Source organism: candidate division WOR-3 bacterium (assembly GCA_039802005.1).
Classification (GTDB): Bacteria; Hydrothermota; Tepidihabitantia; order SM23-42; family JAOAFX01; genus JAOAFX01.
In genome coordinates, this window is sequence record JBDRVV010000047.1 from 1 (window position 1) to 13675 (window position 13675).

11 protein-coding genes are annotated in these 13675 nt (G+C 38.1%); 7 read left to right on the plus strand and 4 right to left on the minus strand.

The annotated features are described in order from the left end of the window. Window positions 1–123: 123 nt before the first annotated feature. Complete coding sequence (locus ABIL69_11025; GenBank protein MEO0124519.1) at window positions 124–2355, minus strand: helix-turn-helix domain-containing protein; 2232 nt, start codon at window positions 2353–2355, stop codon at window positions 124–126. 152 nt (window positions 2356–2507) lie between these two features. Between ABIL69_11025 and ABIL69_11030 the strand changes: the two genes are divergently transcribed. Further along, entirely contained in the window at window positions 2508–5360 is a 2853-nt protein-coding gene (locus ABIL69_11030; GenBank protein MEO0124520.1) for a S8 family serine peptidase, read from the plus strand. Between the two features lie 309 nt (window positions 5361–5669). Continuing rightward, window positions 5670–7262: a S8 family peptidase gene (locus tag ABIL69_11035; protein MEO0124521.1), complete on the plus strand. Its 1593-nt coding sequence runs from the start codon at window positions 5670–5672 to the stop codon at window positions 7260–7262. A gap of 212 nt (window positions 7263–7474) precedes the next feature. On the opposite strand, the gene ABIL69_11040 is transcribed toward ABIL69_11035, so the two are convergent. After that, window positions 7475–8080, minus strand: coding sequence for a hypothetical protein (locus tag ABIL69_11040; protein MEO0124522.1), 606 nt, complete (start codon window positions 8078–8080; stop codon window positions 7475–7477). 625 nt (window positions 8081–8705) lie between these two features. Here ABIL69_11040 and ABIL69_11045 point away from each other — a divergent pair. The 4 genes from ABIL69_11045 to ABIL69_11060 all read left to right on the plus strand — a co-directional run bounded on the left by ABIL69_11045 (window position 8706) and on the right by ABIL69_11060 (window position 11549). Next, on the plus strand, window positions 8706–9728 hold the full coding sequence (locus tag ABIL69_11045) for an AAA family ATPase (GenBank protein ID MEO0124523.1): 1023 nt from the start codon (window positions 8706–8708) through the stop codon (window positions 9726–9728). Between the two features lie 13 nt (window positions 9729–9741). Next, window positions 9742–10830 carry a hypothetical protein gene (locus tag ABIL69_11050; protein MEO0124524.1) on the plus strand — a complete coding sequence of 363 codons (1089 nt, stop codon included), beginning with the start codon at window positions 9742–9744 and terminating at the stop codon, window positions 10828–10830. Window positions 10831–11075: 245 nt separating this feature from the next. Next, window positions 11076–11399, plus strand: a complete 324-nt coding sequence (locus ABIL69_11055; protein ID MEO0124525.1) for a nucleotidyltransferase domain-containing protein — start codon at window positions 11076–11078, stop codon at window positions 11397–11399. Between the two features lie 21 nt (window positions 11400–11420). Next, window positions 11421–11549, plus strand: coding sequence for a HEPN domain-containing protein (locus ABIL69_11060; protein MEO0124526.1), 129 nt, complete (start codon window positions 11421–11423; stop codon window positions 11547–11549). A gap of 44 nt (window positions 11550–11593) precedes the next feature. On the opposite strand, the gene ABIL69_11065 is transcribed toward ABIL69_11060, so the two are convergent. Continuing rightward, entirely contained in the window at window positions 11594–12238 is a 645-nt protein-coding gene (locus ABIL69_11065) for a flavodoxin family protein (protein ID MEO0124527.1), read from the minus strand. A gap of 167 nt (window positions 12239–12405) precedes the next feature. Between ABIL69_11065 and ABIL69_11070 the strand changes: the two genes are divergently transcribed. Beyond that, window positions 12406–12606 carry a hypothetical protein gene (locus ABIL69_11070; GenBank protein ID MEO0124528.1) on the plus strand — a complete coding sequence of 67 codons (201 nt, stop codon included), beginning with the start codon at window positions 12406–12408 and terminating at the stop codon, window positions 12604–12606. An 18-nt stretch (window positions 12607–12624) separates the two neighbouring features. Here ABIL69_11070 and ABIL69_11075 read toward each other — a convergent pair. Beyond that, a partial coding sequence (locus ABIL69_11075; protein ID MEO0124529.1) for a DUF4143 domain-containing protein occupies window positions 12625–13675 on the minus strand: 1051 nt, incomplete at its 5' end.

Consider the following 13675-nt stretch of genomic DNA (forward strand, 5'->3'; position numbering starts at 1 on the left):
GATAGGGTTTGGTTTAGCGGTTTTGTTAAATGTAGGGCAAGGCTTGAGCCTTGCAACAAAAATAAGCAAACCTAAAGGTTTGCCCTACAATGTAATTAACCATAAAACCATCTACCCACCCAACTATCCAACCATCAAGCCATCCAACAATCCCTTTACTTCTTGTGAATCCGGAATTATCTTCAAGACTTTTTGTAGTATTTTTCGCGCGTCATTTTTATTTCCATGTTCAAGGCAACTCTTTGCAAAATTTATCGCTTCAGTCTCAAACTGGCTCAAAATTCTAAATCTCATATCCACTGACCAGTTATCAAAATTCTTTTTAAATGGCTCACTCCGAAATAATTGAAATGCCTTTAAATATTCTTTACGAGCGAAACTCCATTCCCCTGCACGCTCCAGCGCCTTTGCCTGGGCTAATTGAATCTGGAAATAGTTATAATCAGTCCAGATATAAAATCCTTTATTTACAAGATATTTTTTGGAACCTACATTCTCAATGCTTAAAAAATGGGTTGGTAGTTTCAGAATCGCACGGCATTGCACGAGCAAATAGTAAAGACGAGCTATAGGATTTTTGCTTTTGGGCCAAAAGTTTTGGATAATGTTATTTAAATCAATGGAATTACCGGGCTCACGCAGGTGGAGTCCAATATATATCAAAAGTGCATTCAACTGAGGATTCAATTGTATTTTTAGGTAAGCCTGATTTCTATAGATAATTGTGGGACCCAAAAATTTTAATTCATAGAAAGGAAAGTTTTTATTAAAAATTGGTAATTGAAGAAGACACCTGGGCAGTAATACATTCCTACCCTGAGCTATGCGGTGTAAAATCAACTCAGGTACAAAAAACAAACAGCGATGTAGATAACCTGTGAGTCCGTATTTTGCAGCAAATTCAAAGATTTTTATATAATCGCGCTCTTTTAAACTATCCTTTGCCTGCTTGATTAAATGTAATATATAAACAGTTGGTAAAGTATGTAATTTTTTTATCTTTTTTTCTAACAGAAACTGCATTATCAATGTCTCCCTTTGTATATTAAACTTTTTCATAAGTGGGAGATATTCTTTTAATAATTGTTCGGATTCAACAATATTGCCTAAAGCCATTTTTATCGCTGCCAGGCAGCAGATAGCAGTAAAGATTGCATTACGAAAGTGTTCCTTTTCTGATTTTTCCAGTGTCTTTTGGATAAAAAATTCTGCTTTTTCTAATTTGCCCAGACCAAAACTTGCAAGGGTGTGGGTAAGATTGTAAGAATCATAATATTTTTTTTTGTAATCTATTTTTGCGAGCTTAAGATACTTCAGCGCCTCACGATACTTGCCGTCAATTGTTAAACATAAAGCAGACTTAAAATAAAGGCGGTTTTTTTCTTCTTCTTCTTTGGCCATTTCCAATGCTCTTAATCGATATCTTAACGCTGTCTTGTAGTCACCCATAAATGTCGCCAAATCACCATAGGATTCATAAAAAGAGGCATAGGGAAGTCTTCTGAGTAACCGACGGGCTTTTTGTGTCAATCTTTTCGCTATAGCAGTGTCCATAATCTCTGTCCTTGCTGTTGCCTCCAGGAAGGTCAATTGAAAATTTAAAATTGGGTCACGAAGTCTACCTTTTAGTCTTTTTAAGTGGTGATTCAATTCTATTTCTTTTTCTGGTGTGCGCATCCAGTGCAGAGCAAGGATCTCAGAAAGTCCTGCAATGATTGCTGAATAATACAAATTTTCCTTTTCAAACTGCAAACGTAATTTATGAATCTTTTTATAAAACTCCGGTGTGGGAATTTTTAGAAACTGATTATACAATTTATCAAATTTTCTTCTTAAAGAGAGTAAATCTTCAGGAATTTGCTCAAGAATATAATCATAATTAGACGGAAAACCAGGCAGCGAATTTAAAATCCCCGCTGCTTTTTTCAAAACTTCATTTGAAAGTTCTTTTTTTAACAGATAACGGACATATTCAAGACAAATCTTTGTTTCCGGAGTTCCCTGAACAAAAAATGAGAATGGGTCATCAACAAGTCTTTGGGTAAGGCCATATCTATTCCAGATATCATATATACCCTTTATGGAGATATGAATTCCTTTTTCCATTAAACTTTTCTTTGCCTGGTGTAGAGTTATTCCTGGATTGTTTTCTTTCAATAACATTACCATTTTTTCAATTTCTGGTGATATTCGATTCCAGGGGCGATGATACAGAACTTTATTCTCATTAAATTTTTTTATCCATCTACTCAATGTGGCATAGTGGATTTTATATCTCTCTGCTACAGTTTTGAGATTCCTCTCTGTCTGATATTCTTCAATCGCCTTTAGTTTTGTTCTGAGCTCTATCTTCATTTGCAGTTCGCGGAAAAATAATAACAAAAATTTTACAAATTGTCAATAATTAAATTTAGCACTAAAAGTGCTGAAATTTTATGCTATTTTGGTGGATAATTATTATAATTTGGGACATCTTTTAAGTTATACTAATAGTGAAAGGGGGTATTATGTTTCTATTCTTAAGTCTTATTGCGGTGCTGGTGCCGCCTTCGGTTCAGGGAAAACTGACTACGGAACTCAACACGCAAATCATAAAGGCGACACCAGATGAAATGGTCTCCTGTATCGTAATAATGAGGGAGGGATATCCATACCGGGAGATGGAGGCGTATCCTATCAAAGAGCGGATAAGGACCTATCGTGAGATTGCGGAACTCAGTCAGACTCCTTTGCTTCAATGGTTATCAGGTAGGACCGATGCAAAAGTCCATCAGCGCTTCTGGGTGATAAATGGTTTCCACCTTGAGGCAAAACCAGATATTATTATTGAAATTGCCAAACGCCCGGATGTGGGCTGGATTTCACATAATGGTGAAGTCCGTATTATTGATGGAGATTATGCACCTGCAATTTCATCACGGGCAACAACCTGGGGAATAAGAAAGATTAAAGCGGATTCCTGCTGGGCTGCGGGCTATACCGGTCAGGGCATAATCATTGGGGAGACCGATACTGGTGTTGATTATACCCATCCTGCATTACAGGGTAAGTGGTCAGGATATTGGAAGGTTGCCTCTGGTTTGCCGCCTTCAACAACACCTTATGATGACCATAATCACGGCACCCATTGTATGGGCACGATTATGGGTGGTGATGGACCAGGTCCGTTTTCAGAGGATATTGGTGTGGCATTCAATGCCAAATTCGTTGCAGCAAAGGTTCTCAATTCAGGAGGTTCTGGTTCATATGCCCAGTGTGCTGAAGGTTTGCAATTTATGGCAGATTTAAAGGATTCGGTTGACATAAAGGCAGTTTCAAACTCCTGGGGAGGTTCAAGCGGTGCCGACACATTTTTTTATCCAATAACAAGAACATATATCTCTATTGGTATTGTCCCGGTATTCGCCAATGGGAATTCCGGTCCTAACCCCGGCACTGTCGGTGTTCCAGGAAATTACTCAAACGTGATTGGTGTCGGCGCAACGGACAGCACTGATGCAATCGCCAGTTTTTCAAGCCGGGGTCCTGCACCAGACCAGCCACCATTCAATAATCCGTCAACCTGGTTAAGGAGTGACTGGAATTTAACAAAACCCCAGATTTCTGCACCCGGTGTTGCTGTCTATTCCTGCATTCCCGGAGGTGGATATGCATCCTGGAATGGCACCTCAATGGCAACACCACATGTTGCTGGTTCTATAGGATTAATCTGTCAGAAAAATCCTACTCTCTCACCATATGTAATTTATGATATACTCCTTGATAATGTTGATACACCTTCACAGGGTGCACCATATCCGAATAACAATTATGGCTGGGGAAGGCTCAATGTCTGGAAGGCAGTTCAGGCAACACCGACGGTAAACCAACCCTATATTTCAATATTAAGTACCCAGATAACCGACCCACCACCTGGGGGAAACAACAACGGTCTAATTGAACCCGGTGAGACCGTGAGGATGGTTGTAAGTGTAAAAAATCTTGGTGGTGTGACAGGGAATAATACAACTGGAACTTTAAGGTCTTATGATAACTTTGTCACAATCAACAATGGGTTTTTCAATTTTGGAACAATCCCGCCCCAGGGTACAGGTTCAAATTCAAGCAATCCTTATACATTCACTGCCCACAATCTCACTCCTCAGGGACATATTGCAAAGATTGGCTTGATTCTCCATTCTGATGGTCCCCATGATTCCCTTGATTTTGATGATACAGTCTTTTATTCAATCCAGATTGGCACTCCACCACCGCCTTATGCAATATATGAAGATGATTTTGAATATGGTTCAGGTCTTGATAGTTTCTTATATTACTGGGATAAGACTGGGAACTGGAACTGGGTGACGAATAATTACCACTCACCAACGCATTCTGCATATAGCGGCACTGTCAATAATAACATAATGACGCTCACTTTGAAAAATAGTGTCAACCTCACTCCGTTCACAAATCCTATACTAAAGTTCTGGCATAAATATCGGTTTGAACAGGGCATATTCCTTGATAGTGCGGTGATACATATCTCAACGAATGGGGGAACATCCTGGACGAGATTGTGGCGGTATAACTGGATGGATGGTGATACAATCCCTTGGAGAGAGGCGGAGATATCATTATCATCTTATATCAGCAATAATGTGAAGATTCGTTATGCTGTTGACGCCTATACATTCTTTAATGATTATGCGGACTGGTGGATTGATGATTTTAGAATTCTTGTGCCGACTGATAACGAACCTCCTTATTTTAGTAATACGACAAGGTGGACTGATACATCATTTACCGGACCATTCCCGGTGCGCTCAACGATTACCGACATAAGTGGTGTTGATTCTGTGTATCTGTATTACCGGATAAATTCTGGTGCCTGGCAGAGACTTTCTATGACCCATCAAGGAAACAATATCTATCAGGCAACGATTCCATCCCAGACAATGTATACAACTGTTCATTATTATCTCTGGGCTCGTGATAAGTGGATAACACCGAATTCGGGCTGTGATCCGGTTGGTGCACCGAACGATGGTTATTATTCGTTCCAGATTCGGCCAGTTGGTGCAGTGGAGCAGAAGCCAAAAGGCTCACTTAAATTTGCCTTTTCGGTTTCAAATCCGGTCCGGGGGAATGTTCATGTAAGATATTCCGTTCCTGAGCCGGTGCGTGTGGAATTTATTGTTTATGATGTTATGGGTAGAAAGGTGCGGATATTGATTGATGAAGATGTTAAGCCAGGGCAATATGAACTCATCTGGGATAACAAGGATGATACAGGTCGTAAACTTGCTGCGGGTGTGTATTTTGTAAAGTTAGCTGCGGGTGGCTTTAATAAAGTAGAGAAGGTAGTACTTTTGGAATGATAGAAATTGGTTGAGGGAGTGGGTTTGGAATTGTGAATTTAGAATTTGGTTGTATGAATCAAACCGAACTTCTAATTTCCTGTATCCACACTCGCTTCTTACCAGGTAACTTGATTCATGTTGCTTCATTTCTTCTCCCAACCCCCTTTTGGAGCCCGGGGGATGACCACCCCATCCCCCGGGATGAAATATGGATCATGTTTCTAAAATCAGTCAAATTCTAATACACCTTGATGTAATCACCTGCAGTCTTTCAACTATTGACAGTAAAAATAAAATATTTATAATAATTAATATGGGGAGGTAAAAATGGGAGTTTTTTTATGTTTTTTTCTTTCATCAGCGATAATAAGCAAAGAATTACAAATTCAGATTGAAAATCTAAATGACAATGATTATTTGACAGCAATCATAGTGATGAATGCTGAATATCCTTATGCAGAGGTAGAAAATCTTCAGATAAAACAAAAGGCGGAGATTTTTAGAGAGATTGCACATAGCAGTCAAAAAGAACTGATTGATTATTTAAGCGCTTTTCCTGAAGAAATAAGAGAGATAAAACAATTCTGGGTCTTTAACGGACTTCATATCACCGCAACAAAAAGAATTATCAAAACGCTATTCAAAAGAAATGATATCAAATATATTCTGCATAATGGAATCGCAAATCTACCACCCTACGAAATATCAGACGATTTTAGAGATACAGGATGGAATATCAAAAAGGTGCGGGCAGATTCATGCTGGAATGCAGGTTATACTGGCGATAATGTGTTGATAGGGATTCTTGATACTGGTTGTGATTTTACACATCCTGCCTTGAGTGGAAAATGGAGCGGATACTGGAAGGATTGTGTGAATGGCCAAACCCAGCCCTATGATGATAATGGACATGGATTATTTGCTGCAGGTATCATCTGCGGTGGTGATGGATTTGGTCCTTTTGGTAATGACATTGGTGTCGCACCCGGTGCGAAGCTTGTCGTAGCCAAAATATTTAACCAATATGGCTCTGCTCAATATGCCTGGATTGATGCAGGTATGGAGTGGATCGCAGATCTGAAAGTAGATTCTGGAGTTGATATAAGAGCAGTTTCAAACTCCTGGGGCACCTCAAATATATATGACCTCCACTTCTGGAATATGTGTCTGACCTGGAAATCAATTGGCATTCTTGGGTTATGCTCAATTGGTTCAAGTGGACCAGGCCAGGGAACCTGCAATCCACCGGGTAATTATCCACTTGTCTTAGGTTGTGGTGCCACTGATTCACTTGATTATATTGCTCCATTTTCGTCCCGCGGTCCTGCACCAGACACACCCCCATGGAATGATACAATCTACTGGTTCAGAAGAGACTGGAATCTGACAAAACCCGATATCGTTGCCCCGGGTGTGAACATCAGGTCAAGTTACAATAATGGCGGTTATGCAGTAATGAACGGAACTTCTTGGACCAATCCTCATGCTGCAGGCGGTGTTGCAATATTATGCCAGGCAAAACCAAATCTCACCGTAACCCAACTGTATAATCTCTTTCTTGATAATGCTGATTCAATATATTACGGGGGCTATCCAAATAACACCTATGGCTGGGGCAGATTGAACCTATGGCGCACACTGCAATCTGCACTCAAAATAGAAGAATATAATAGACGCAGCGTAAATAATAATGTGATAATCATTCCCAATCCGACCCGTGGTCAATTGAAATTTGCTCAGCTATCTGATAATTGCTTAATTACTTTGTACGACGCAACTGGTAGAAAGGTTTATGCTGCCACAATTGAAGCCAACTCAGGAATCTTTGTTCTGCCTGAATCAATAAAGAACGGCGTTTATTTTATTGAAATAAAAACACGCCCAGGAGTTATTATCAGAAAAGTTGCGTTGGTCAGGTAAATTAAAAAACTATATCCTAACAGATTCTAAAAAAACTCTGGAATTCAACTAATCTATTATTAAGATTCTTTGATAAAAAAATAATAGATTTTGTATTTTCCATTTACCATAGACTCAGCAAATGGTTCAAGCCGAAGTTTTTATAATTTAAATAGTATTGAACATAAATTTTTTTCTGTTTCTAATCTGGATGGTGTTCGGCAAAGTAAATACTATTTCAGGAACGACCTGCCTACCTTTTGGTTCCCCGTAGAGATTAATACCTCGCGTTTCTTGATTTCAATCTTTGGCTCATAGTAAGTATAACTGATTTTGCCGTTCGGGTCAATCCAGATAGTAATAACATCGCGATAATTTATACAACATTGGAAGTGATTCTCCCGTGAATATGCTTGTAGCATAATTATCGCATCCGTTTCCGAAATGTTGTCCGGAAATTTATAACTGCCATATACACCTGCCATGTATCTGATTGTGCCGGCTTTTGGTGACCTTGGTAACCGCAGGACGCTTTCGTATTCCTGCCTGTCCACCTCTACTGCGAATTTTAGTACCTCCAAATCCACACCGATTGTTTCAAGATAGACTCGTGGTATCCGGCGGTCAAGGGAATTCCACATATTGCGGTGAATACAAAACTTTTCAAGTTTTCTATATCCACAAAGGTTCATTAGTTCAATTACCTTCTGACGATTGTTTTCAAGATAACCATAGGTATCTGATTTTTGAACAATATAAGATCTGGTATGATAGAATTGCACATAGTCTTCAATCGTGTTGATTATCCGTGCCGAAAAATTTGGTATTTCTTTATACATGAATGCCTCCTTTTTATATGATTTTATACATTATAACCAGCACTTAATGCTGGCGACCCAATGCCTGTGTTTCAGGTATTTGGGTTAAAATTAATTTCCCCACCTTCTTTTCGTGGCACTCCTGATAATCATCTAAACATTATGATTATATCTGTTTTCTGCAGAAAGTCAATAGTGCCCATTTTCAATTATTGAAAGGTACAATTGCTAAAACAATCAACAACTGCACAAAATTTGTGCAGTTTTCTCTAATACTAAAAATTTTTGCCTCATGTTTGTATAATATATGGAAAAGACATAGAAGGAAGATTTAGACCGGAAATTCTTAAATTTTAGGAGTTTTTTTCGTTATTTATATATGTGAGAGAGAGATTTTCAGGACAGGAAATTTGAGCTGCAGATGTTCTGTATGACAAGAGATTGTAATCTTGTAGCCTCAAATGAGTATATATATGGGGGAATCTTTATATGTGCAAAATAGAACTAAAGGTCTTATTATGCTGAGAAGGGATTCTCAGAGCAACTGGCTTTAAAAAAGGGGGCTTTATGTGCATTTCATTGTGAATTTTTGGGTTTCAAATCCGTATTATATATAGGAAATCTCGTTTAAAAAAAGGAGGATAATATGAAAAAAACAGACCTAAAATCAAAATACCTTGAAAAGGCGTATAAATTGCATCACCTTTTTGAGCAGAGAACAGAATTGGCTCACAGGCTTATGGACCGAGAGTTTGATTTCCATTATGATAAAAATGAACTAAGCAAGTTACAAAAAAGACTCAGTTGCATAGAAAACCGAATAAGAGAGACAGAAAAAGAACTGGAAAAAATTATTAGCAGGGCTGAATGCGACGGAATTAAACTTCCCATTGAAGACTTGGCAAAATCATACAATCTGGGAATTGAAGAAAAGTATATCATTCTAAATATGTTTTTTGACGAAATAAGCACTAGGGCGAGATATCAAACCAGTAGAGGCACAGAACAACTTAAACTATTAGGATATACTCCTGATAAGTTCATAGAGAAAGCAGACCTGATTAATAGCCTGCTGGAGAAAGGGCTCATTCAAATAACAGAACGCGAAGAGCATCCACTTATTTTTAAAAGTGAATTCGTGCTCACGGATACCGCGATAAAGGGCATAATTGGAAGTGAAGAAAAGCACGAAGATAAAGCAGATAAACAAAAAATAAAATTTTCTCATAGAGGTTTTCCATTCAGACGATTTGGCGAAATATTGACGATACGCAAACCATTACTTTCGTTTGACCAAATTGTGCTTGACGCTGACAAACAGAAGGTGATTGAACAAGCACTATATCAGGCAAGAAATCTAAGATTCGTGATGGAAGAGTGGGGATTATCTGATACAATAAAATATGGAAAAGGAACGACAATGCTCTTCTATGGACCACCCGGGACAGGCAAGACCGCCACCTGCGAAGCAATAGCATACGAATTAAAGAAAAATCTTGGGATTGTTAATTATAGCCAAATTCTCAATGCTTCATTATGCTGTGCCCAGAATAATTTGCCACATTTAACGATGTCCGCCCTACAGGAATTTGCTGAAAAAGAAACCAGAAAAGTTATCAGTATTCATCCGAGGCATGTAGGATTTAAAACTCAGAAAAAGGAAGACTGAAAGGAGGTTTATTATGAAGTTAATTCCAACAAAAAATTTTGAACTATTGCTGATAAAATACCTGAGCGAAGTTTCTTACAATCCGCATCATATTATTCCGCTTATCACGGGAAAACCCTATTGTCTCACCGGAATATATGTCCCATACCTACTCGATCCAAAAAATAGAGTTGATAATGTTAAACGGATTCTCGGATATCAGGAACCCCTCTATTGCATAGAGTATTTTATTGAAGAACATACGATTGAAATGCTTTTTGAAAATCAATGGAAGGATTATGTTCTTGTCAATTTCCGGGATAACGATATGATTATCACAATCTTTTCTGAGCGTCGTGAGATTTATGCATTTTATAAAGATAAAATAGAAAAATTAACAAACGAGATGGACACAAAAACTGACGATGGTATCCGTATTCTCTGGCGATGTTTTCTTGACCAAAAATGTTCTGATTACGCATTCACCATGAAACTTCCTAAAAAATATGATAAAATTATTCCGTTGACAAATTATCAAAATGAAACCCGCATCCATCTTGAGGCCCTTGAGGAAGTGCTTGAAAAAGATAACTATTGTGGCAGAATAATTATTCTTGAGGGTGTTCCCGGAACCGGAAAAAGTTATTATATACGAAGGCTCGTGAGTAAATTTTACCAGAAGAGGAAAATCAAGGATGTTTATTATTTCCTGGGCTGGGGTGTTTATGCGCTTAATGTAAACCATTGCCTTGATAATAATCTGCTAATTTTTGAAGATTCAGACTGGCTCCTAACTTCTGGAAAAAGCAGGAATGAGGAACTCGTGAGAATATTGAATTTCAGTTCCGGATTTATTGATACATCGGCGCTATTTGTATTTACAACCAATCTGAAACTTGGCGAGATTGATGAGGCTTTCATCCGTGACGGCAGACTTCTCGCACGGATAAAATTCAACACATTCAACCGAGAAGAAGCAAGGGAATGGCTTGCTACGCAAAATTGTAATGTTGAAATTGACCAGGATGAGTATACATTGGCAAATCTATATGCCCGAACAAACAAGCAACGAAGAATAATGAACCATACAAAATTACTACCGATTGGATTTAGAATGCGGTGAAAAATCTATCTCCTTTGATAAACCTGTAGGTCGTTCCGCCTAATCTTATGAAGGCGGGACGACCTGCGGTCTAACCACTTCGCAAGGGGAGGAATTTTTTTATGGTGTAAATGGGGAAAATGTAAAATGTTAAGATTCGACACATTGCCTCATCCCATTTCAAAACTACTTATTAACACATTGATTGAATTGACTATAATTGAGTTAATGGATAATACTCTGTTTACACAGAGAGGCAGGCATAAATGAATCAAAAGAAGATGCATAAAATTATTGACGAACTTGTTGAAAGAATAAAAAAATCTTATAATCCCCAGAAAATCATCCTTTTTGGTTCTTATGCCTATGGTTCACAAGATAAAGAGAGTGACATAGACATACTCATTATCAAAGAAACCGATGAAAGACCGATTGACCGTCGCATTAGAGTGCGACGCCTTGTCAATCTGAAAGAACCCATAGCATTCTCATCCATTGTTTTATTGCCCAGCGAAGTTGAATATCTGTGTAAGATTCGCGACCCATTTATAAAAGAAATATTAGAGAAAGGAAAAGTTCTGTATGGATGAAGAATCCATTCTACCCAAGGATTGGCAAAAAAGGCAGAACAGGATTTAAAGAGAGTAAAGATTATGTTGGATGCTGATGATTACGGTGATGCTGGATTCCATTTGCAACAGGCGATTGAGAAATATTTGAAAGCATATCTTCTTTCATAAGGATGGTCCTTAGAAAAGACCCATGATTTAGTAAAATTGGTCAATTATGCAATAAAAAGGGTCTCCCTTTTTATCTCTCCGTTTATTATTAATTCTTTTCCTGCTGTTTTTGCTGCCGCCAGAACCGCCTTTCCATGCGCGGTCAATTTGCCATTCTGTTCCATTAAGAAGGCGTGGGGTCTGAGTACTGTACCGGAGAATTCTACACTTGCATCCTCAGCCAGTTCTCTCACTATTCTAATAAGTGTATCAAAATTCTCCTTTTCCCACCAACCACAGGTAGCAATAAGTACCATCTTTTCAATTTTCACATCATTGCGCAATCGTGCACGTGTCCTACCACTACGAAACTCAAGCACAGGTTCAAGTAATGGGCAAAGACGATTTAATATGTTCTGCATTGCTCCAGGCAAAGGGATATAAACTGGTGAAGCAAGAATAAGTATTTCTGATTGTTTCAAGACAGGATAGAGTAATTGCATATCATCTTTGATAAAACATTGTCCGGGGTTTTCATACCAGCAATACATTGTGCCACGTACACAGGATTTGACCTTTAGTTTGCTGGCAAAAAAATTTTTGGTTTCACAACCTGCTTCTTTCATTCCTTCAACAAAAGGATTGAGAATCCTTGCGGTGTAACCCATATCCATCCTCGGACTTCCATTGACTGCTGTTGCCCTTATCATAATAACCTCCCATATATGTCAACATCCCGAAAATCCAAACTGCATACCTTTATCGCACTACATCTCTAAAGCAGGCGATGCAGGATTAAAGAATCTTTTTATTACACTTTCTGAAAAATCCTACTCAAAAAAATTCTATTCATATCTAATAGAAAATCAAGGGGGTTATGGAAAAATATGTTGCAGTTTCCATCGTTTTAACATTTCAAAATTTTGAAATCTATTCTTCACCATTCCATTATTCCATAATTGTAAAATTGTGGAATTGTAGAATAATATCAAGGGTCGAATTAGTAATAATAATACAGCATAGCATCGTTCTTTTAGAATTTGTTATTTTAACATTTGGTCAATTGACCAAATGCTGACCCGCATCGAAGATCAGACTATTTCAGCCAATTAATAAACTGGTTAACAGGTAGTGCTGTGATTTCTCGCGAAAGAGGAATTTCTTCTTCGCCTAAAAAGATTATGTTACCCGCCATGATATTAAGTTTCGGAAATATCGTTTTCAATCTTCTAATTGGCGCAGCCATATCTAATTTTACAGTTTTAGTCATCTTTATTTCAAAAGGAAATATTTTTTGTTCCTTTTCAATCAACAGGTCTATTTCTAATCCATTGTGTGTTCTTAGATAGAACAAATTGGGCATTATCCCCTGATTGAAAAATGCTTTGACTGTTTCCTGTATTATGTAATTTTCAAAAAGCGCACCCGCCATCGGCCCCTGCAACAAATTTTGGGCATCTCTAATACCAACAAGATAACAAACCAATCCACAGTCCAAAAAATAGATTTTTGGACTTTTGGTTATTCGCTTCCCAAAATTCTGATAGTAAGGCGCTAAAAGATAAATGATTTGACTCGCCTCTAACACCGAGAGCCATCTCTTAACAGTATTGACTGCCACACCCAAATCACTCGCCAGGCTACTCAAATTAAGAATTTGGGAACACCTGCTCGCCAGTAATTGCAAAAATCTTTGGAATTCTCGTAAACTGCCTATATCGTAAAGCGCTCTTATATCCCTTTCAAGATAGGTTGCAACATAACTAGCATACCAGCGATAGACATCCAACTTATTGTATATGTTCACCTCAGGAAAAGAACCATGTAGGCAAGAGTAAACGAAATGGTCTTTATTATATTTCAACTTTCTTTTAACCCCTGGTATTTTTTTCTGCTCTTCAATTGAAAAAGGTAATAAAGCGAGAACACCTATTCTTCCGGCAAGCGTTTCCGCCAAATCCTTAATTAGATTTAATTGGGAAGAACCAGTTAATATAAAACGGCCACGCACTTTTCTATCTTTATCAATTAGCATTTTGATGTATGGAAGAATTTGCGGCACATATTGGACCTCATCAATGATTACTCTGGTGCCTGCGGTCTCAAGAAAATAAATCGGATCGGATATCGCTCGTTCCCTTACCAGT